General features: G+C 40.9%; 19 protein-coding genes, 1 other RNA gene and 1 pseudogene. 14 read left to right on the top strand and 7 right to left on the bottom strand.

Annotated elements, in window-relative coordinates; genetic code table 11:
• The first annotated feature begins 3 nt into the window (after nucleotides 1-3).
• From G3O08_RS07550 to G3O08_RS21840, 4 genes and pseudogenes are all read left to right on the top strand, one after another.
• The gene (locus tag G3O08_RS07550; RefSeq protein WP_163284495.1) at nucleotides 4-1,551 is read left to right on the top strand and encodes an NAD(P)/FAD-dependent oxidoreductase; all 1,548 of its coding nucleotides are present in this window, start codon (nucleotides 4-6) and stop codon (nucleotides 1,549-1,551) included.
• A 288-nt stretch (nucleotides 1,552-1,839) separates the two neighbouring features.
• The gene (locus G3O08_RS07555; RefSeq protein ID WP_163284497.1) at nucleotides 1,840-2,304 is read left to right on the top strand and encodes a PIN domain-containing protein; all 465 of its coding nucleotides are present in this window, start codon (nucleotides 1,840-1,842) and stop codon (nucleotides 2,302-2,304) included.
• Entirely contained in the window at nucleotides 2,294-2,458 is a 165-nt protein-coding gene (locus tag G3O08_RS07560) for a hypothetical protein (RefSeq protein ID WP_163284499.1), read from the top strand. Before G3O08_RS07555 ends, G3O08_RS07560 begins: the two co-directional genes overlap by 11 nt.
• 219 nt (nucleotides 2,459-2,677) lie before the next feature.
• Nucleotides 2,678-2,821: pseudogene (locus G3O08_RS21840) on the top strand (DUF6364 family protein); the annotation flags it as partial.
• 80 nt (nucleotides 2,822-2,901) lie between these two features.
• Here G3O08_RS21840 and G3O08_RS07565 read toward each other — a convergent pair.
• Nucleotides 2,902-3,672 (bottom strand): TrmH family RNA methyltransferase, encoded by a 771-nt coding sequence (locus G3O08_RS07565; protein ID WP_163284501.1) that lies wholly within the window; start codon nucleotides 3,670-3,672, stop codon nucleotides 2,902-2,904.
• Nucleotides 3,673-3,692: 20 nt separating this feature from the next.
• Between G3O08_RS07565 and tamL the strand changes: the two genes are divergently transcribed.
• The 6 genes from tamL to rpe all read left to right on the top strand — a co-directional run bounded on the left by tamL (nucleotide 3,693) and on the right by rpe (nucleotide 11,469).
• Nucleotides 3,693-6,200, top strand: a complete 2,508-nt coding sequence (tamL, locus tag G3O08_RS07570) for a translocation and assembly module lipoprotein TamL (protein ID WP_163284503.1) — start codon at nucleotides 3,693-3,695, stop codon at nucleotides 6,198-6,200.
• A gap of 56 nt (nucleotides 6,201-6,256) precedes the next feature.
• Nucleotides 6,257-7,120 carry an acetyl-CoA carboxylase, carboxyltransferase subunit beta gene (gene accD, locus G3O08_RS07575; protein WP_163284505.1) on the top strand — a complete coding sequence of 288 codons (864 nt, stop codon included), beginning with the start codon at nucleotides 6,257-6,259 and terminating at the stop codon, nucleotides 7,118-7,120.
• A 58-nt stretch (nucleotides 7,121-7,178) separates the two neighbouring features.
• Nucleotides 7,179-7,448: a 30S ribosomal protein S15 gene (gene rpsO, locus G3O08_RS07580; protein ID WP_163284507.1), complete on the top strand. Its 270-nt coding sequence runs from the start codon at nucleotides 7,179-7,181 to the stop codon at nucleotides 7,446-7,448.
• A 110-nt stretch (nucleotides 7,449-7,558) separates the two neighbouring features.
• The gene (locus G3O08_RS07585) at nucleotides 7,559-9,697 is read left to right on the top strand and encodes a polyribonucleotide nucleotidyltransferase (RefSeq protein WP_163284509.1); all 2,139 of its coding nucleotides are present in this window, start codon (nucleotides 7,559-7,561) and stop codon (nucleotides 9,695-9,697) included.
• Nucleotides 9,698-9,848: 151 nt separating this feature from the next.
• Nucleotides 9,849-10,715 (top strand): sigma-70 family RNA polymerase sigma factor, encoded by an 867-nt coding sequence (locus G3O08_RS07590; protein WP_163284511.1) that lies wholly within the window; start codon nucleotides 9,849-9,851, stop codon nucleotides 10,713-10,715.
• Nucleotides 10,716-10,818: 103 nt separating this feature from the next.
• Complete coding sequence (rpe, locus tag G3O08_RS07595; RefSeq protein WP_163284513.1) at nucleotides 10,819-11,469, top strand: ribulose-phosphate 3-epimerase; 651 nt, start codon at nucleotides 10,819-10,821, stop codon at nucleotides 11,467-11,469.
• A gap of 1 nt (nucleotide 11,470) precedes the next feature.
• On the opposite strand, the gene G3O08_RS07600 is transcribed toward rpe, so the two are convergent.
• Together G3O08_RS07600 and G3O08_RS07605 are read right to left on the bottom strand one after the other, a co-directional pair.
• Nucleotides 11,471-12,682 carry an NAD(P)-dependent oxidoreductase gene (locus tag G3O08_RS07600; RefSeq protein ID WP_163284515.1) on the bottom strand — a complete coding sequence of 404 codons (1,212 nt, stop codon included), beginning with the start codon at nucleotides 12,680-12,682 and terminating at the stop codon, nucleotides 11,471-11,473.
• Nucleotides 12,683-12,742: 60 nt separating this feature from the next.
• Entirely contained in the window at nucleotides 12,743-13,492 is a 750-nt protein-coding gene (locus G3O08_RS07605; protein ID WP_163284517.1) for a DUF3667 domain-containing protein, read from the bottom strand.
• A gap of 69 nt (nucleotides 13,493-13,561) precedes the next feature.
• Between G3O08_RS07605 and G3O08_RS07610 the strand changes: the two genes are divergently transcribed.
• From G3O08_RS07610 to G3O08_RS07625, 4 genes are all read left to right on the top strand, one after another.
• The gene (locus G3O08_RS07610; RefSeq protein ID WP_163284519.1) at nucleotides 13,562-13,867 is read left to right on the top strand and encodes a hypothetical protein; all 306 of its coding nucleotides are present in this window, start codon (nucleotides 13,562-13,564) and stop codon (nucleotides 13,865-13,867) included.
• A gap of 110 nt (nucleotides 13,868-13,977) precedes the next feature.
• Nucleotides 13,978-14,385: a transfer-messenger RNA gene (ssrA, locus tag G3O08_RS07615) on the top strand.
• Nucleotides 14,386-15,343: 958 nt separating this feature from the next.
• On the top strand, nucleotides 15,344-15,502 hold the full coding sequence (locus G3O08_RS07620) for a type II toxin-antitoxin system HicA family toxin (protein ID WP_204336808.1): 159 nt from the start codon (nucleotides 15,344-15,346) through the stop codon (nucleotides 15,500-15,502).
• Nucleotides 15,503-15,534: 32 nt separating this feature from the next.
• Entirely contained in the window at nucleotides 15,535-15,945 is a 411-nt protein-coding gene (locus G3O08_RS07625; protein ID WP_163284521.1) for a type II toxin-antitoxin system HicB family antitoxin, read from the top strand.
• A gap of 72 nt (nucleotides 15,946-16,017) precedes the next feature.
• On the opposite strand, the gene G3O08_RS07630 is transcribed toward G3O08_RS07625, so the two are convergent.
• Genes G3O08_RS07630 through G3O08_RS07645 form a run of 4 tightly spaced genes read right to left on the bottom strand, consistent with a single transcriptional unit; the run spans nucleotide 16,018 to nucleotide 20,115 of the window.
• The gene (locus G3O08_RS07630; RefSeq protein WP_163284523.1) at nucleotides 16,018-16,752 is read right to left on the bottom strand and encodes a hypothetical protein; all 735 of its coding nucleotides are present in this window, start codon (nucleotides 16,750-16,752) and stop codon (nucleotides 16,018-16,020) included.
• Nucleotides 16,753-16,757: 5 nt separating this feature from the next.
• On the bottom strand, nucleotides 16,758-17,831 hold the full coding sequence (locus G3O08_RS07635; RefSeq protein WP_163284525.1) for an alanine racemase: 1,074 nt from the start codon (nucleotides 17,829-17,831) through the stop codon (nucleotides 16,758-16,760).
• Nucleotides 17,831-18,988: an alanine racemase gene (gene alr / locus G3O08_RS07640; RefSeq protein WP_204336809.1), complete on the bottom strand. Its 1,158-nt coding sequence runs from the start codon at nucleotides 18,986-18,988 to the stop codon at nucleotides 17,831-17,833. Before alr ends, G3O08_RS07635 begins: the two co-directional genes overlap by 1 nt.
• Complete coding sequence (locus G3O08_RS07645) at nucleotides 18,985-20,115, bottom strand: amidohydrolase (RefSeq protein ID WP_163284527.1); 1,131 nt, start codon at nucleotides 20,113-20,115, stop codon at nucleotides 18,985-18,987. The genes alr and G3O08_RS07645 overlap by 4 nt, the downstream gene beginning before the upstream one ends.
• Nucleotides 20,116-20,123: the final 8 nt, after the last annotated feature.

Consider the following 20,123-nt stretch of genomic DNA (forward strand, 5'->3'; position numbering starts at 1 on the left):
TTTATGTCAGATTTTATTGATATAACTATAAGTCCCGAGTGGGCTCAAGACCCCATTGAGATTGAAAAAGCACTGCGCCAAAAAGGAAAGAAGCCCGATTTCGGATTTGAAGTAATCAAACGATCAATTGACGCAAGGCGCAAACCGGTGGTTTTTCAGCTGCGGTGCGCCATTTTCCCGAAAGGAAAACCAACAAAAAGCCAAATACCGGAATTACATATTCATAATGTTTCAAACGCAACAGAGGTTTTTATAGTTGGCAGCGGTCCTTGCGGACTTTTTGCAGCTGTAGAACTTATTGAGCTGGGCTATAAACCGATTATTATGGAGCGCGGCAAAGATGTGCGTTCACGTCGCCGCGACTTAGCTTCTCTAAATCGCGAAGGCATCGTTAACCCCGAATCGAATTACTGCTTTGGCGAAGGCGGCGCCGGAACCTACAGCGACGGAAAACTTTATACCCGCTCAAAAAAGCGTGGAAGTGTAGACCGTATTCTCAATTACCTGGTTGCTTTTGGCGCTCCTCCTGACATCTTGATCGACGCCCACCCTCATATTGGCACCAACAAACTGCCCAAGCTTATTGAAGCAGTGCGCCAGTACATCATCGATTGCGGCGGCGAGGTGCGTTTTGATACCAAACTTACAGATATTAAAATTGCCGATAATGCGATTTCGAAAATTGAGATAAACGGCAATGAGTGGCACGATTGCAAGGCATTGATACTCGCTACGGGCCACTCGGCGCGTGATATTTTTTATATGCTTTATGGCAGAAATGTGCTTATTGAAGCAAAACCTTTTGCGCTCGGCGTTCGTGTAGAGCATCCGCAGGAAGTTATTGACAGCATTCAGTACAAATGCGAAACCCGTGGAGAATATTTGCCGCCTGCTTCATACAGCCTTGTGCATCAGATTGAAAACAAAGGTGTTTATTCGTTTTGCATGTGCCCGGGTGGCATTATTGCTCCATGCGCCACCGCTCCCGGCGAGGTGGTAACCAATGGTTGGTCGCCTTCAAAGCGTAATAATCCCTACGCCAATTCCGGGATGGTTGTAGCTATCGATCCCGAATCTTACGACCCCAAAAACACGGGAAATCCGCTTAAAGCTTTGGAATATCAAAAGCAGGTTGAAAAAGCTGCTTTCATAATGGGCGGCGGCTTACAGACAGCTCCGGCGCAGCGGCTTGTAGATTTCACTCGCGATAAGGTGAGTACTGATCTTCCCAAATGCAGCTATCAGCCGGGCGTAAACTCTGTAGATTTGGCAGAATGTCTTCCTTATGAAGTCCATTTCAGACTCAAGGAAGCACTTCAAGTTTTTGGCAAGAAAATGCACGGCTACTATACCAATGAAGCGATTTTGGTTGCCACCGAATCGCGCACTTCATCGCCCATCCGCATTCCGCGAAATGAAAATTTGGAGCATCCGCAGGTACGTGGTTTATTCCCTTCCGGGGAAGGTGCCGGATACGCTGGCGGAATTGTTTCTGCTGCCATTGATGGCCAGAAATCTGCGGAAGCTGTGGCTGTTAGGTTGAAGAGATGATTTACGATTTACACTGTGCTTCAACATTTTTATCAATGTGGAAAACGTATTACTTGAAAAATCAAATACAAGTGGAACCTTCAAAAACAAAACCCAAATCGAAAAATATCGTCTTCAGACTTTATAAAAAATAGCTCGTTTTGAGATTACCATAATTCACTACATTTATTTATTTTAAAATGTGAAACACTGTCTGACAAATTCTCGAACATGGATTCTTACCGAGATGCAAGAGGCGAAAAGCTTTACTAAAAATGAATATCTCACTATATTTCGTAAATTCATAAAATGAAAAAGCTGCGAATATATCTGGACACTTCAGTTTTCGGAGGGTATTTCGATAAAGAATTTAGCGAATTTACAAAGCCACTATTCAAGCGAATAATAAATGGTGAATTTACGATACTATTGTCTACAATGTTGGACGAGGAATTGGAATTTGCACCTGCACGGATGAAGCAACTTATTTTAAAAGTAGAAAATGTTTACACCGAATTTCTGGAAGATAAGGACGAGGCAATTAACTTGGCAACTGAATATATCGTAGAAAAAGTAGTTGGAGAAACCAGTTATGCAGATTGTTTGCATATAGTGCTCGCGACAATATACCAAGCGGATTTGCTTTTAAGCTGGAATTTTAAGCATGTCGTAAACATCGAGCGGATACGTGGCTACAATTCTATAAATATTAAAAATGGGTATAAACAATTGGAAATCCGCTCACCAAGAGATATAATGAATTATGGAAACTAAAACAGAAAAAGACTTTGATGCAGTTAAATTTGCAAGAATGCAAAAAGACAGATTGAGCGCGATGTTTGCCAAAATGACGAAAGAAGAAATTTTGGAGTATTTAAAGCGAAAAAGCTTAGAAAGAGGTCGTATAGAATCCTCTACCAAAAGCTGATCCAGTTGCGATAGCGAACTCATCAGTAACAAAGGTATCACATTTACTCTCACAGAAATACCTGCGCAGCCGCCCCTACTTTGCCCATTGTTGATTATTTTGAGCATACCGCTTAGAAGCACAGAGACATAATTTTGAAAAACAAGTATAATGACTACTAAACTTACGCTGACACTTGAAAAGCCCGTTGTCGAGCGAGCCAAATAATACGCTAAAAACACAGGTAGAAGTTTGTCTGCCATAATTGAAAACTATCTTGATAGTCTCACGCAAGAAACCAACGTTGCTGAACTATCACCAAAGTTGAAAAAAATCGTTGGAGTTGCAAATTTTCCAAAAGATTTTGACGAAAAAAAGCACTAAGATTAGTCCTATAACAGAAACGCTTATAACCTTTGAAGTTTGGATCAGCCTTTTCAAACGCACTAATAAAACCATTGAAACTACCCCAACTTCCTACAAAACTCCGATAAAATAATCCCGGTAGAAACCGCCACATTAAGCGATTCGCCACCACCAAATTGCGGAATGGAAATAACTGATGGGACTAGCTTGCGAATTTCTGCGCTCACTCCATGCCCTTCAGAACCCATAACCAGAATAAAAGGACTGCTCACTTCAGCAGTATATAGATTCTCGCCTTCCATATCGGCTAAATAAGCTTTCATTTCTGACGGTGCCGAGTCTATTAAATCTACAAGTGGCATTGTTTGCACGTTTACTCGAAAAATGGCGCCCATAGTAGCTTGCACCACTTTCGGATTAAAAACATCAACACTACCGGGAGCACAAACAATCTGCTTTATTCCAAACCAATCGGCAAGCCGTAAAATAGTTCCTAAATTTCCAGGATCCGAAATTTCATCGAGAGCAATTATTGATTTACTGAAGTCTAATTGGCCGAACACTCGCGCTCTTTTGCTATCGAAAGGTAAGCCCTGATTGCAAACAGCCAGAATTTTATTAGGCGTTTTTAGAGACGAAATCATAGCCAATTCCTTTGGCGATGTGTGGAATGCCCTTTCGGGAAATGCAAAAGCATAGTCCTCATTATCACCTGTATAAACCAGATAATCTACAATACCACTATGATTTAGTAGGTCGCGAACCAGCTTTACACCTTCTACCACAAATTGCTTATTTAAATCGCGGACCTTTTTTTGTTGAAGCGATTTGATATATTTCGACTGGCTTTTGGTTAATTTCCCCGTCATTTGCGGCTTTAAATTTAAAATTGCGTAAAAAAATCAATATTCGACATCACTTCTTGGTAACAGTATGCCTTGCGGCAATTCTGTTGCCTTCATGCAATCCGACAAAGCGGTTGCAAAGTGACGAATATTTACTGCAAAAGAATGAAATCAAATTTAAAGATGATATAAAAGCCGACAAAGATGATCTTACTGAGACTCTAAGGCAGCGGCCAAACCGAAAAATATTAGGCATTTTTCCGTTTTATGTTTGGGCTTACAATGTTCCAAATCCGGATAAGTTTGAAAAGCGAAATGAAAAGCGGCGCAAGAAACTGGAGAAAAAGAATGCCAAACGTGCAGAAAAGGGGAAGGATCCGCTAAATCTTCAACCCTTTGGTTCATGGTGGCGCGAAACGGTTGGTGAGGCTCCTGTAGTTTACGATTCATCGGCCACACGCAGAAGTGAAAAGCAACTTGAGACGTATCTCATAAAACACGGCTGGTTTAATGCCAAGGTTGAATCAGAAGTTGATATACGACCTTCGCGACAGCGGGTAGAAGTAACTTACAAAATAACAGGGAATGAACCTTATGTAATCAATAGTTTGGCTTATGAAATACCCGATACAAATCTATTGGTGTACACCAAAACATCGCGGGCTACCCGCAATAATCTCAAGCCCGGCGACCAGTTTAATATTGAAGTGCTGGATGAGGAGCGGCAAACGCTAAATGAATATTTTCGCAATTTGGGCTATTACAATTTTAATAAAGAGCTTATTTATTTTGATGTTGACAGCAGCCTGAATAAGCATACAGTTGATTTAACCCTTGGGATTATACCCAGGAAAATCCCGTACTCAGGCGATCCGGATTCACTTCTCATAGTTCCTTACAGAACATATAAACTCAATGAAATTACGATTATTGACCGGCCTGCTTCGAGAAGTAATCCAATTGCTCAAGTAGATACCATTTTGTTAAATGACTATGTGATTATAGATCAGAATCAACTAAAAGTACATCCCAAAACGCTTTCCCAAAATGTTCTTTTTAAGCAGGGAGAGTTTTATAAATTAGATCAGGTAACCCGCACCTATCGCAGGTTGAGCTCTTTGCCTATTGTACGCGCTACGAGTATTCAATTTACCCCTGTAAGCGACGATGTAAATAACAGGCTTCTCAATTGCGTGATTGCCCTTACCCCATCTGAAAAGCAAAATGTAGCTTTGGAATGGCAGGGCACTAACCGAGGTGGATTTTTGGGTATATCTGGCAAAGTACGGTACCAAAACAAGAATATTTTTGGCGGCGCAGAGACCTTTGAAGTAAACATATTTGGCGGTGCAGAAGCTCAGCAGCTGCTCACAGAATCGCAAAATACAGGTAGCTCTGATGGGGATATCAAGAGTAATCTTAACCTGAACACCATTGAATTTGGGCCGGAAATATCGCTCACCTTTCCTAAGTTTTTATTGCCGGTAAAGGTAGATCGCTTCTCAAAATCTGCCGATCCCAAAACAAGGCTCACAGCAAACTTATCGTATCAACGCAGACCCGACTATGAGCGCACCCGGTCGTTTGGATCTATTTCATACCAATGGAGCGAAACCGAACAAAAAAAGTGGAATATCAATCCACTGGAAATCAGTTTGATAAAAATAGCACGATCGCCTGAGTTTGACGCCCAGCTTGCCGAAATTGGTGATCCGTTTTTGATAAACAGCTTTCAGGATCACTTTATAGTTGATAGTAAAGTAGGTTTTACTTTTAGCACATATCAATCAAATATCCGGTTAAAAAATTATTATTTCTACCACGGCGAGATAGAGAGTGCAGGGAATGCCCTGCGGGGATTGTACGATCTGAGCAGTGCTAAAAAAAATGAAAATGGGAGTTATGAAATTCTAAATATTCCGTTTGCGCAATACTTAAAAACGCTGCACGACGGGCGCTATTACCGTATTCACAATGAAAAAATGAGCACTGCATATCGCGTTTCCGGTGGAATTGGAATTCCGCTGAAAAACTTGAATGTTCTGCCTTTTGAAAAAAGCTTTTTCGGTGGTGGAGCCAATGACATTAGGGCATGGCAGGCGCGTACACTAGGTCCGGGGTCATACCGCGATCCTGAGAGAAATTTTGATAAAATAGGCGACATTTTGCTCGAAGCCAATGTGGAATACCGTTTTGATTTGATAAAAGTTGTTGAAGGCGCCTTTTTTATTGATGCCGGAAATATATGGACTATAAATGCAGATGCAGCCAGGCCGGGAGCTAATTTTGATACCGACCGGTTTTTGAGTGAAATAGCTTTTGGAGCCGGAACCGGATTGCGTCTTAATTTTGATTTCTTCCTGATTCGTTTTGACTTGGCGCTACAAATGAAAGATCCCTCTCTAGATCGTGGAGAGCGATGGCTTTTTCAGCCAAAGAAAGAATACAACTCATATATTGACAATTTAAATGGAGACCGGCCGGCTAATCAGCAATTGGCATATTATAACTGGCGATGGAATTTTAATATTGGTATTGGGTATCCTTTCTAATCAATCCGCAGCTATCGACTAAAAGATTTTGTACTTTTGGCGCATATTAATTTTATATGGGTTGGTTTAAACGTATAAAGGAAGGGATTACTACTTCCACAAAAGACAAAAAGGAAACTCCGGAAGGTCTGTGGTATAAGTGCCCCGAATGCAATACGGTGGTAAGTACAGATGAGCACAAGAAAAACCTTTGGGTATGTGGCGAGTGTAACTACCATAGCAGAGTAGGTAGTGCCGAATATTTTGAGATTCTTTTTGACGGTGGCAAGTTTACCGAGTTTAACAAGGCTATGTCATCAGGCGACCCCTTAAAATTTGAAGACACCAAAAAATATCCGGACCGAATAAAATCCAGTCAGAAAAAGACAGGGTTAAAAGATGCCATTAAAACAGGCCAGGGAAAGCTTAACGGCAGAAACCTGGTAATCTGTGCTATGGATTTTAAATTTATTGGCGGCTCTATGGGATCTGTAGTGGGCGAGAAAATTTCGCGTGCCATAGATGTGGCTGTTAAAGAAAAATGCCCGTTGATAATCATTTCAAAATCGGGTGGAGCGCGAATGATGGAGGCCGGCTTTTCGCTTATGCAAATGGCTAAAACTTCAGCCAAGCTTACCCTTTTAGCGGAAGCTAAACTGCCCTATGTATCTATACTAACTGACCCTACCACGGGCGGAGTTACAGCAAGTTTTGCCATGCTTGGCGATATAAACATTGCAGAACCGGGAGCACTTATTGGTTTTGCTGGGCCACGAGTTGTAAAGGAAACCATTGGTAAGGATTTGCCGGAAGGCTTCCAAACCAGTGAGTTTGTGCTTGAGCACGGATTTCTTGATTTCATTGTGCACCGCCATCAACTCAAAGAAAAACTTGCAGAAAGTTTCGACTTCTTTGCAATTACTTCGAAAACCAAAAAATAAACGTATATTTGCACTCGATTTTTAGATCGCATCACAAACATTCCTAACAATTTTGACAATGTATCTAACACCAGAAAAGAAAGCAGAAATTTTTAAAGAACACGGTAAATCAGCTACTGATACCGGTTCGTCAGAAGGGCAAATCGCTCTTTTTACGTATAGAATTAACCACCTTACAGGGCACCTTAAAAACAATCATAAAGATTATAATACGGAGCGCTCGCTGGTAAGATTGGTAGGTAAAAGAAGAAGGCTTCTTGATTACCTTAAGAATACAGAAATTGATAGATACCGAAATATTATTAAAGAACTCGGTATTAGAAAATAAGCGAAAGTCGCTTAAACCCGTATTAAAGAGAGGCAACTGGTTGGAATACCGTTGCCTCTTTTTGTTTAAAAAAAAGAATACACTATTTACAAGTACAATAAATAACAACAATGAACTACGAATTAAAAAGCAAAACAATAGACCTGGGCGATGGTAAGGTAATAACGCTCGAAACGGGCAAATTAGCCAAGCAAGCCAATGGATCTGTAATGTTGCGCATTGGCGACACCATGATACTCTGTACCGTGGTTTCAAATAAGGAAGCAAAAGAAGGAATAGACTTTTTACCACTTACGGTAGATTACCGCGAAAAATACGCTTCAACAGGACGTTTTCCTGGCGGATTTTTCAAGCGTGAAGCACGACCAAGCACAGATGAAATTTTGACTATGCGATTGGTTGACCGTGCATTGCGTCCACTTTTTCCGGATGATTACCATTCAGAAACACAGGTTATGATCGCGCTTATGTCGTCTGATCATGAAAACATGCCCGACGCTCTGGTTTGTTTGGCAGCATCTGCAGCCATCGCTGTTTCTGATATCCCTTTTAACGGCCCGGTATCTGAAGTACGCGTGGTGCGCAAAGACGGCAAGTTTATTGTCAATCCTACATTTTCTGAAAAAGAAGGATCTGATATTGACATGATAGTAGCCGGTACCGAAAGCAGCATTGTAATGGTAGAAGGCGAACTGTCTGAAATAAGCGAAGATGAAATGGTGGAAACCATTGAAATAGCACACAAAGCAATAAAAGTGCAGTGTAAAGCTATAAATGAATTTGCTGCGATGGTTGCCACTTCGCAACCCAAGCGTACGTACGAGCACGAGGCAAGCGACAAAGAACTTGAGAAAAAAGTGATGGATGGTTGCTATCAGGGTTGCAAAGATGTAGCCTTGAAGCAACTGGGCAAAGATGAGCGCAGTGCAGGATTTAAAGAAGTTAAGGAACAATTTGAATCACAATTTTCAGAAGAAGAACTTGCTGAAAAAGGTGAATTGATTAAGAAATATTATAAATCGGCACAGAAAAAAGCCATACGCGATATGGTATTGGAGAATGGCGTGAGACTGGATGGTAGAAAAACCACCGATATTCGCCCAATCTGGAGCGAGGTTGATTATTTGCCGGGTACGCATGGTTCTTCCATCTTTACACGTGGTGAAACACAATCGCTCACTACGCTTACTTTGGGATCTAAAAGAGATGAGCAAACGATAGACGGAGCCCTTTATCAGGGAACTGAAAATTTCTTGCTTCACTATAATTTCCCTCCATTTTCTACAGGAGAAGCCTACCCAATACGCGGTACTTCACGTCGTGAAATAGGACATGGAAACTTGGCATTGCGCGCATTAAAGCCCGTTATTCCAACCGGAACTGATAATCCCTATACCATTCGTATTGTCAGCGATATTCTTGAATCAAACGGTTCTTCGAGTATGGCTACAGTATGTGCAGGTACGCTTGCGCTGATGGATGGTGGTGTACAAATTACAGCACCTGTTTCTGGTATTGCAATGGGTCTTATTTCTGATGGAGATAAGTTTGCCGTTCTTTCAGATATACTCGGAGACGAGGATCACCTGGGCGATATGGACTTTAAAATTACCGGTACTGCAAAAGGTATTACTGCCTGCCAAATGGATATTAAAGTAGAGGGACTTAGTTTCGAGATTTTGAAAAAAGCCCTTTATCAGGCAAGAGATGGTAGAGCGCATATTCTTAACGAGATGCTCAAAACTCTTGACAAGCCTCGTGAAGATTACAAACCACATGCTCCGCGCATTGTCTCTTTCATTATTCCGAAAGAAATGATTGGCGCAATTATAGGGCCTGGTGGAAAAATCATTCAGGAAATTCAGGCTTCGACCAATACAGACATCGTTATTGAAGAAGTACCAGAAGGTGGTAAAGTTGATATTGTATCTGCTAATAAGGAAGATATTGATGCAGCCACAAAACGAATTAAAGGCATTGCTTTCCCTCCATCAGCTGAAATTGGTGAAGAATATGAGGGTAAAGTAAAATCTATTATGCCTTATGGAGCGTTTGTAGAAGTAGTTCCAGGTGTGGACGGACTTCTTCACATTTCAGAATTGGAATGGAGAAAGGTTGATAAGGTAGAAGATGTGCTTAAAGAGGGTGACTCGGTTAAGTTTAAGGTAATTGGTAAAGATCCAAAAACCGGGAAGCTAAAACTATCACGCAAGGTTTTAATGCCAAAACCAGAGCGAGAGCCTTCATAAAAATAAATTCTGCTTAGTTTTAACTGCTCATAGTTAGCAGGTAAAGCAGCCAAAATAGAAGATACCCGTCTTGCATAGTGTAACTATATGCAGACGGGTATCGTTATATACAGGCAGTTTTTACCTACACAAAACATGTAGCAAAATATCTATGAGACAGTTAAAAATAATAAAACAGGTTACCAATCGCGAAACGGCTTCGCTGGACAAATACCTGCAAGAAATTGGCCGTGTTGAACTCATTACCGCAGAGGAGGAGGTTGAGCTTGCGAGACGAATCAAGCTCGGCGATCATGATGCACTTGAGAAACTAACGAAGGCCAACTTAAGGTTTGTGGTATCAGTTTCCAAGCAATATCAAAATCAAGGGCTTACGCTTCCTGATTTGATAAATGAGGGAAACCTTGGATTAATTAAAGCCGCACAGCGATTTGATGAAACGCGCGGTTTTAAGTTTATTTCGTATGCCGTATGGTGGATCAGACAATCTATATTACAGGCACTTGCCGAGCAATCGCGTATTGTAAGGCTACCGCTTAATAAGATTGGTTCCATTAATAAAATTAACAGGGCTTTCGCCAAACTTGAACAGCAATACGAGCGCCCTCCTACCCCTGGCGAGCTTGCCGAATGTCTGGAAATGACATTGGAAGAAGTACAACAATCACTGTCTAATTCTGCCCGACACGTATCTATGGATGCACCGCTGGGCAATGACGATGACAGCAACAATATGTATGAAGTTTATTCTGCCGAAGGAAATCCTTCGCCAGATGATAATCTGCTAAGTAAATCGCTTCTTATGGAAATAGAGCGTTCTCTGCATACACTTACCACTCGAGAGGCCGATGTAATAAGACTCTATTTTGGATTAAGTGGCGAGCATCCGCTTACGCTGGAAGAAATAGGTGGAACATTTGACTTAACGCGCGAGAGGGTAAGACAGATTAAAGAAAAAGCTTTGCGCCGTATGAAGCACGCGTCGAGAAGTAAAATTCTAAGATCGTATCTCGGCTAGTACCAAATAAAAGTAAAGACATTTATAATCTTTGAAACAGAAAAACAGAAAGGGGCTCGATTACGGGTCCTTTTTTGTTTTCTTTGCAGAAAGAAAATATACTATGTCACATCTTATTGCTCCATCCATTCTATCGGGCGATTTCGCCAATCTGATAAAAGATATCGAAATGCTCAACAACAGCGATGCTGACTGGTTTCACATTGATGTGATGGACGGCGTGTTTGTTCCCAATATTTCTTTTGGGTTTCCGGTTCTTGAGGCGATAAACCGACATACATTAAAGCCACTTGATGTGCATTTAATGATCGTAGAACCCGATAAATATATCAAGCAATTCAAAAAGGCCGGTGCAAATATTTTAACAGTTCATGCCGAAGCTTGCACGCATTTACACCGCACTATTCAGGCAATAAAACAAGAAGACATGAGTGCAGGAGTTTCGCTCAATCCGCATACTGCTGTAAACGATCTGGAAGACATTATACAAGACATCGACCTGGTGCTTATTATGTCAGTTAATCCCGGTTATGGCGGACAGAAGTTTATTGAAAACACGTATCGCAAAATCGAACGCACCCGTAATTTAATTGAGAAAAACGGCTCAAAAGCAAAAATTGAAGTCGATGGTGGAGTAAACCTCACCAATGCTCCAAAGCTTATTGAAGCTGGAGCAGATGTATTGGTAGCAGGCAGCTTTGTTTTTGGATCAGACGATCCGGAAGCAACAATAAGAGCCTTAAAAAACGTTTAACCTAGCTCCCCGTTACGTAGTCGTTTAAGTATTTATAGTCTTCAGCGAGTTCACCTTCAAGTGTAGTTTGTGTGGCACGTTGTATTACCGCCGATTTCTTTTTACCGATTAATTCGGGGAAAATATTCTTTATAAGTTCCCTTCCGAAATCTTCCGATGCATCTTTTGGCAATTCGCAGGGCAGGTTATCTACTGCCATTACGCCTATGGCTCGCGGATTCATAAAGCCTGTTTCAGACTCGGCAACCGGATCATATCCGTAAAGTGGATTTGAAATGGTAGAAGGGCGCAGAGTGCTCGCCACGGGTCCATCTATATCGCATGAAATATCGGCTACAACTTTAATTCTGAACCAGATATCTTTTGCATCTTCGCGAGAGAAGAGAAAAGGTGCGTCCTGATCCCAGTAATGGCAAGGAATAAATAAGTCACTTTCTTTTGCAAAGCGCATAAAATTAGATTCATAAGGAGTAGGGTCATTATAAAAGTCGTTTGTCACTAACTTGCTTCCATCTTTTGTTTTCACATAGTCAGAAACAGACAATTGTGTAAAAACCGGATCGACAAATTTCTCTTTCAGGTATTTTTCAGGGCTAACTTTTTTAATTGGTAGAAGATTGAGAATTTCAAGTGCTCCATGAGCTACTCGGCCATTGCCGGTAATCACAATTTTAAAATCAGATGGCAATTTCACTTTTTTTAGTTCCTCCTCAACTTCTTTTCTGTTGTGGCATTTATGAGCGGGTTTCAGATCAAACAAACCATACTTTTTACCCACTGCGAGCATGGCGTTGTAGCAACCTACAACACCCGCATAGCGACCAAAACCTACAAGTCTTTTTCCAGAAGAGCTTGTAAGCACTTCATAATCTATGAGGCTAATGTTCTTTTCAAGTATTGCTTTTAAAAGATTTCTGTTATACGGTTGCTCCTTAAAGGTATGCGAAAAAAACATGTATTTTTTACTGGGAATAAGCATGTGAAGCGGCACTTCCTTCACACCCATTAGAATATCGCAGTTAGAAAGGTCTTCTCGGAGCTGAATCCCTTCCTTTTCATATTCCGAATCGGGAAAAGCCCTGATTGGACTCGGCTGCACATAAATTTCGAGGTTGGAATAGGTGTCCAAAAGTTCCCTGCATTGCTTCGGGGTTAGCGGCACACGTTTATCCGGTGGAGTTTTGCCCTCTCTAATAATTCCAAGTTTTGTCATTTTATGCGACTTGATGTTCGCGCGAAAGTAGTGAATTTGCCATGATAATATGTGAAACGCCTAAGATTTTAGGGTAATGTAGCCGAGAATAATAACCATGGAAAGAGATATGAAAACACTATAAATGCTCACTACTACCAAAAATCGCCAAATAGTACTAAACCATGGCATAATGTATATTCGCTTTAAGCTCAACAGCAAATAAAGCAGAGCCCAAATAATGGTTAAGGAGAATAAAATGTTGTTTAGAACAAAATAACCAGTTGATGCAAGCGCCATGCTCAACAAGAGGTATATTGAAAAGAGAAAAAAGAGAAACGCGTGATAGTGAGTGGCTATAATTAGATTGAATACATAGCCGGTTTTTAACTTTTTAAAAAGCAACATTAAAATTGCTGCAAATAAAGGGAGGAAAAGAAAAAATACTTTAGGAAGATAATTGTGAAAGAAGTTATTCCAAAGCCGCTCATCGTCGGTAGTGCTCCTAGTAATATTTTGATTTCCACTCCAGTTGAGAATAATAAAAAAGAGTATGCTGATAAATATATACAGTCTAACTGGTGGAATATAACGTACCCTTCTTCCCTTTTTATACTCAATTGATAGGAAACCGGGATTAAAAAGGAGTGGACCCAAGCTTAACGAGAGCTTTGAGTCAAAAGCAAAATAATCTCCGAGAAAATTGCGCCATACGTCTACTACAGTTTCTTTTTGTTTTATCTTTTGTTGCCCGCATGTGGGGCAATACTCAAACTCTTCCCTCATAGGGTTTTGACATTGCGGACATCTGTTAATTTGAATATTAGCCATACTATTTTTAAAGATTTGAGTAACTTTAGATAGAGTTAAGCGTCTTACACGCGACCACCTTTTTAGCCTATGCAAATTAAAAAGATATTTCTGTTTATTTTATTGCTTTCCGCGAATGTCTGTGTATTTGGACAAACTACAGATAAAGGTGTGGTACCTTCTACCAAAACTATCACTCCCAAAGCGGAAACTGTTGTGGAAGAAACCATTGATGGTGTTTGGGAACTGACGGGTTATCTCGGAAAAAAATTAATGAATGAAATGGGCAACCGAATGAATTTAGGTGAGTCTAACCCCTCGGAAAACAAAAAAACCAAACGTGTAACAATAAAGGTAGGCCCTTTCAAAATTGAACGTATTGAATCTGGTACATAATATTTTGGTGCATGTCAAATTGTCGCGTATCTTTGTATATTCTTAATCAAATCGACTCCCACGATTTTTGGGATGGTTTTTGCTGTTAAGTGTTTATTCTTTGAAATATTGGGGCCGACTGGTTTCGACAACATGAAGTGGTTGTTTAGTAAGCGTGTCGAGCGTTGGAAGTATTGCTCGTAAATATCAATTTCCAAGCCTATAAATGGCGAAAACAATTACGCTCTCGCAGCCTAATTAGTCACAGACTAAAACAAGGCTTAATTCTGGGTGAAGCACAGTAACCCGGAGCGAGTGCCCGGCAGCTTATCTGTTCTTTATAGGTTGCCATACGGGTATCAAACTTTAGAACTCAGGAGGTTAAGTGTCTTGATTAACATCCGAAATTGAATTAAGACTAAGCTTTAGGTAGGCTGTTCGATGTCAGCTTAAAGTCGAAAAACAATATTGAACTACACACGTAGAAGGCTGGATAGTCCCATGCTTGCACGAGGGTTCGAATCCCTCCGGCTCCACTTGATGATCAAAACCCATAACCGGCGAAAGCTGGTTATGGGTTTTTTATTGAAAATAGCGTCAAGAAAGCGAGCTTTCTTGTAAGCTATTTTCAATAAAAAACACACCACGCGCTGGCGGGGTGTAGGTTTTGATTCCCTGCACGGGAAAGGATGGAACGCCGAAGGCAATCCCGACGTGGTTCTTTGTTTTTGGTTTTTGGTTTTTGGTTTTTGGTTTTTGGACAATTATGAGAACAGACCATTTTCAATAGAAAACACACCACGCGCAAACGGGGTGTAGGTTTTGATTCCCTGCACGGGAAAGGATGGAACGCCGAAGGCAATCCCGACGTGGTTCTTTGTTTTTGGTTTTTGGTTTTTGGACAATTAGAGACACACCACGCGCTAGCGGGGTGTAGGTTTTGATTCCCTGCACTGGAAAGGATGGAACGCCGAAGGCAATCCCGACGTGGTTCTTTGTTTTTGGTTTTTGGTTTTTGGACAATTATGAGAACAGACCATTTTCAATAAAAAACACACCACGCGCTAGCGGGGTGTAGGTTTTGATTCCCTGCACGGGAAAGGATGGAACGCCGAAGGCAATCCCGACGTGGTTCTTTGTTTTTGGTTTTTGGTTTTTGGACAATTAGAGACACACCACGCGCTAGCGGGGTGTAGGTTTTGATTCCCTGCACTGGAAAGGATGGAACGCCGAAGGCAATCCCTGCTTTCAACAGGCAATTGGCAATAGACAATAAGCAATAGACAATAAGCAAGGAGAAATTAGCGGATAGAAATTTATCAGCGGACAACGCAGCGATGCGATTTCGTGATTAACAAAATCAGTAATTGGATTAATAATCTCTTAAATGGTATATCCATCTAAGAAATTACCAGGCACTGATCCAGCGCATAACAATTTTGTTATATAACATTTTTGTTATATATTCGTTTAATAAAATCCAGCGCGCTGATTAAATTGATCAAAAAAGATGGCTGGCGCATTGTGAGAACAAAAGGGAGTCATCATCATTTTAAACACCCCATAAAGAGGGGTATCGTAACTATACCACATCCAAAAAAGGATATTCCTATTGGAACAGCTAAATCTATATTAACCCAAGCCGGCTTAATATAAAATGAACAGTAAATAATAGATAAGTTTAAATCATGACAAATTCGGTTCAAATATTCATAGAGAAAGCAGAAGATGGAATGTATTGGGGCACTTCTCAAAATATTCCTGGTGTGGTATCCGCTTTTGGTAGCACCTTAGAAGAATTGAAAAACAACTTAAAGGTTGCTTTTCAGGATTACCTTGAAGTAGCTAAAGATGAGCAAGAAGACTGGGTAGATGAAGTGGGAAAAATGAACAAATGGGATTATAAGATGAATTTACAAGCCTTCTTTTCTTTAATTCCCGAAGTTAAAATCTCTGCAATTGGTAAAAAAGCTAAAATCAATGAATCCTTAATGCGCCAATATGTTACCGGAAAAGCTACTGCATCGGAAGAAAGAGTAAAGCTGATTGAAAAGGCTATTCATGAATTGGGAAAAGAGTTGCAATCGGTTTCTTTTTAAGAAAGATGGCGATATCAATAGGCAACTGGCAATAGGCAATACTCACTACCCAATCCGCTATTCTCAACAACACTAATACCCATCCGTAAAATTCTGAAACTCGGCATCATCTTCATAGATAGAGGCTACGGCATCGATATAAGGCTGTGCATTGGCTTTTGTACCTGCTTCCGCCATGAGTTTAGCGTATTCCATTACGGCGTAGAGATAAGCATCTTTGCTATCAAGACTTACATCTGATGCCGTAAAATTTTTCAATGCTTCTTTCGCTTCTTCAAATGTTGTTTTTGCCTGGTAGGTATTTCGCCCCTTTACTTCGGCAACACCTTTCAGCAGTAAAGCGCTAATATCTTCCGGATCGATTCTGGTGACGTATTTTGAATAAGTTATGCTCTTCCGCCAGTTTTCAGATTGATACTGAAACGTAGCCTCGCGCATAATTTCTGCCTTTAGCTCGCCTATGTAATTGGTGAACTGCGGCATATACGCATTCTCTTTATCATAGCGCTTTGCCTTGTACGCATTTTTAATGGCATCGCGGAAGGCTCGAGGATAATCTTCTTGAAACTCTTCTTTTTTAGACATTTCAAAATAGGCCATTGATGCATAGATGTATGGCACCGGCTCGCGGTGCGTTTTATCTTTATCTGTAATTTTTTCGGCCTTTGATACAGCTTTTTCATAATCTCCATCTATAATCATAAAGAGAATATCTTTATACGGATCCTCTTCCTGTGCATCGATATGAGACACATTACCAATTATTAAAAAAGCAGTTAGAAGTGTAATCAAGTAGCTGGTTTTCATAACATTTAGTTTATTAGTCTTTTTTCTATATAATTCGAATTCATAATAGCAAGTGCACCCATATATTTTAGCTTAAAGCTAATCAGGTCGCCTACTTTGTAATCTTTTTCAGAACTTCCCAAATTGAGAATAAGCATATCTGAACTTGCACCCACCACTTCAATATCTTCATCATCGGGAATCAGATAATCGGGTGAAATATCAAGTAAACCCACATCTATTATCGCTCTTAGAGATGTTTTTCCGTAAAGGCTTTCGTCGATTTCGAGCATTTCGCCACTTGGGTTTTCAGCGAGCTGACCCACAGGCAACATGGGTTTCTCGGTAAGCTCTATAATTTCGGTGCGCAATTTAAAAACGTCATTGTGCATCCCTTCAAAGGTGTTTTGTTCTTCAATATTCAGGCCAAAATATAAAGCCTCACCAATTCTGAAGTGATTTACTGCCGGTGGAAGCTGATTTTTGAAAAACATAGGGAGCACCACTGAAGTCCCTCCTGAAATCCATTCAATCTCAACATCAAAATAAGCCTTAATCAGCTCTCTATAAAGGCTTAGCTGAATGTATTTATCTTCGCTGGGCATTACACCGTACAGGCAATTGAGGTTTGCCCCAATACCCACCACGCTAATATTTGGTAGCTTGAAAACCTCACGGTAAAAATCGACAAACGCCTCACCCATTACGCCTTCACGCAAGTCGCCGAGCTCTATCATAATTATGATTTTATGCGTTTTATTTTGACGCATAGCTTCTTCGCTTAGCATTTTTATTGTGATGTATTCTGTATTAAAACTCACATCGGCATAAGTTACAACATCTTTGATGCTTCGCTTTGCGGGAGGCTTAATGTAAACGGTTTGCACCTTTGGATCAAGACTTTTTACCACCCGGAGATTGCTAATACGCGAATCGTGTATCTCGCGAATTCCGAGATTGAGAACTTCTTGTATAAAAAGTTCATTGCCACAGAGCATTTTCACCACTATTCCCCAATCGATATCGCGTTTTTGAAATCGCTCATCGAGTAAGTCAAAATTGGTTTTAAGCTTTTTTCTATCTAGTTCTATAAATGCCATTACTTTACAATTCGGGGAATATTATGTGGCAATCTCGCCAGCAATTCATAGTTCAATTGTGAACTGGCCTCTCCAAACGAGGCAACCGTAATTCGGTTATCTCCTTGAAAACCTATAACAACCGCCTCGTCATCGTGTTTAATATCTTGTATTTCGGTTACATCTACGGCAAGCATATTCATATTTACCGTACCTATTACGGTAACACGCTTGCCGTGAATAAGTAAATGCCCATGATTGCTCAATGAACGCGCGTAACCGTATGCATAACCCACCGGCACAATGGCCACCACTGTTTTTCTGTTTGCCAAAAAGCAAGTTCCATACCCAACGTATTCGCCTGGTTCAACATGCTTTATAGTCATCACTTTCGATTTCCATGAAAGAATAGATGTGAGCGGATCGTCGATTACCAAGTTTTTGGTCATATAGCTTATCAGCGTTTCTCTATTGGGCCAAAATCCATAGAGTAGAATGCCTACGCGCACCATATCAAACTGGGTATGGGGATAACGCATAAGTGCAGCCGAACAAGCAATATGCTTCTTATCAAATGAAATTCCGGCCGAATCAAATTGCCTCAAATATTTCTTAAAGCGAATTATTTGTTGTTCAATCCTGGAATAATTACTAATACTTTCAGAGCCTGCTAAATGCGTGCAGCAGCCGCTTAAGTGAAGATGATCAGATTCGCGTCGCAACAGATCTATAAGGTCGACAAAGCAATTTTCTTCAATTCCGGTGCGATTCATTCCAGTTTCCACTTCGATATGCACCTTTGCGGACATACCACATTCTTTTGCAACCTCTATAGCTTCTTTGAGCTGAAATAGATCATAAATAAAAAAAGAATATCCGTTTACGATTATCCATTCCAGATTTTCGCGTGCGATATAACCCATTATCATCAATTCGCTTTCAACAGATGCTACATCGTGAAAAGCAAGCGCTTCTTCAATTCCATAAACGGAAAAGTGTTTTATCCCTTCACTTTCTGCAAGCGGGACAAATTGCTCAATACCGTGCCCATAGGCATTTCCCTTAATAACTGCAGAAAGCTCAACGCCCTCATTTAGCTGCCTCCTGATAAACCCGAGATTCTTTTTAAACAGGACAGAGTCAATCTCAATATGCGATGATTTAGACAGTGGATTCAAAACGGAGACCTGAGTTTATAGAGTTCGAAGAATACCGATTTTCCATTTTCAATGATTTCTTCCGGAAAGTCAAAATCCGGTGCGTGAAGAGCGGGTTGATGAACGCCACTTCCGAGCCCAAACATCAAAATAGGGAAGCGTTTTGAGAAGTGTGCAAAATCTTCTGACCAGCGAAATGGTTTTTTCATTTCCTGGAAAGGCAATTCTGCATGGCTGCATGCTTTTTTCAGGCCTTCAATGAGGTCAGCGTTTTCCGTTGCCGAGAAATATTCGTGAAAATTGACTTTTAAATCAGCATCGTATTTCACGGTCAAAGAGGCAGCAGCAGCAGCACAGGCTTCTTTCATAAGTTCGAGATCGGCAGTACGAGCCGCGCGCATTGTAACCATCAATTCTGCTTCCGCTGGGCTCGTGCCAAAATTTCTGTCGCCCGAGTGAAGACCAATTGACGTAACCAAGGCAAAATCTGCTATGTTTTCATTATCGGGCAATTCACTAATTTGCTTCCACATTTCTATGGCAATTTCAAGGGGATTCACTGCGTCTTCGGGATGGGCGGCATGAGCAGTTTTTCCTGTAATATTAATGACAACACCAACACTAGCGCAGGCAAAACTTCCAACTTTAGAATGAACCGATCCCATTTTAAGACCCGGAATATTGTGAAGCGCGTAGCATTCGTCAATGCCCAAATTCGAAAATTCAGCACTCTCAATCATAGCGGCTGCCCCTTCGCCGGTTTCCTCTGCCGATTGAAAAATAAAACAAACTGTGCCGTGGGCAGGGGGATTGTCATTTAAATCTTTTGCAAGCGCGAGCAAAATACTCATGTGGCCATCGTGACCACAAACATGGCTAACTCCTTCCTTTTCAGAACCATAATCTTCCCTTGAATTTTCGAGAATGGGTAATGCATCGAGCTCAGCCCGAAAAGCAATTGTTTTTCCTTCCCCGAATTTTCTGGAAGCCACTAAACCGTGATAGCCCACGTTGCGGAGAATTGAAAAATCTTTAAGATGAGAAAAGTACTCTGAAATAATATCGGCTGTTTGCGACTCTTCCCTGCTGACTTCGGGATGTTGGTGTAATATTTTTCGAATGGTTGGTATCGGCTTGCCGACGAGCATAGGTATAG

The organism is Cryomorpha ignava (genome assembly GCF_010686655.1).
Classification (GTDB): domain Bacteria; phylum Bacteroidota; class Bacteroidia; order Flavobacteriales_D; family Cryomorphaceae; genus Cryomorpha; species Cryomorpha ignava.

Excerpts from the sequence above, each read along its gene's own strand:
- G3O08_RS07550 (WP_163284495.1), top strand. The coding sequence starts at position 4 with ATGTCAGATTTTATTGATATAACTATAAGTCCCGAGTGGGCTCAAGAC.
- G3O08_RS07555 (WP_163284497.1), top strand. The coding sequence starts at position 1,840 with ATGAAAAAGCTGCGAATATATCTGGACACTTCAGTTTTCGGAGGGTAT.
- G3O08_RS07560 (WP_163284499.1), top strand. The coding sequence starts at position 2,294 with ATGGAAACTAAAACAGAAAAAGACTTTGATGCAGTTAAATTTGCAAGA.
- G3O08_RS07565 (WP_163284501.1), bottom strand. The coding sequence starts at position 3,672 with ATGACGGGGAAATTAACCAAAAGCCAGTCGAAATATATCAAATCGCTT.
- accD (WP_163284505.1), top strand. The coding sequence starts at position 6,257 with ATGGGTTGGTTTAAACGTATAAAGGAAGGGATTACTACTTCCACAAAA.
- rpsO (WP_163284507.1), top strand. The coding sequence starts at position 7,179 with ATGTATCTAACACCAGAAAAGAAAGCAGAAATTTTTAAAGAACACGGT.
- G3O08_RS07585 (WP_163284509.1), top strand. The coding sequence starts at position 7,559 with ATGAACTACGAATTAAAAAGCAAAACAATAGACCTGGGCGATGGTAAG.
- G3O08_RS07590 (WP_163284511.1), top strand. The coding sequence starts at position 9,849 with ATGAGACAGTTAAAAATAATAAAACAGGTTACCAATCGCGAAACGGCT.
- rpe (WP_163284513.1), top strand. The coding sequence starts at position 10,819 with ATGTCACATCTTATTGCTCCATCCATTCTATCGGGCGATTTCGCCAAT.
- G3O08_RS07600 (WP_163284515.1), bottom strand. The coding sequence starts at position 12,682 with ATGACAAAACTTGGAATTATTAGAGAGGGCAAAACTCCACCGGATAAA.
- G3O08_RS07605 (WP_163284517.1), bottom strand. The coding sequence starts at position 13,492 with ATGGCTAATATTCAAATTAACAGATGTCCGCAATGTCAAAACCCTATG.
- G3O08_RS07610 (WP_163284519.1), top strand. The coding sequence starts at position 13,562 with ATGCAAATTAAAAAGATATTTCTGTTTATTTTATTGCTTTCCGCGAAT.
- G3O08_RS07625 (WP_163284521.1), top strand. The coding sequence starts at position 15,535 with ATGACAAATTCGGTTCAAATATTCATAGAGAAAGCAGAAGATGGAATG.
- G3O08_RS07630 (WP_163284523.1), bottom strand. The coding sequence starts at position 16,752 with ATGAAAACCAGCTACTTGATTACACTTCTAACTGCTTTTTTAATAATT.
- G3O08_RS07635 (WP_163284525.1), bottom strand. The coding sequence starts at position 17,831 with ATGGCATTTATAGAACTAGATAGAAAAAAGCTTAAAACCAATTTTGAC.
- G3O08_RS07645 (WP_163284527.1), bottom strand. The coding sequence starts at position 20,115 with ATGCTCGTCGGCAAGCCGATACCAACCATTCGAAAAATATTACACCAA.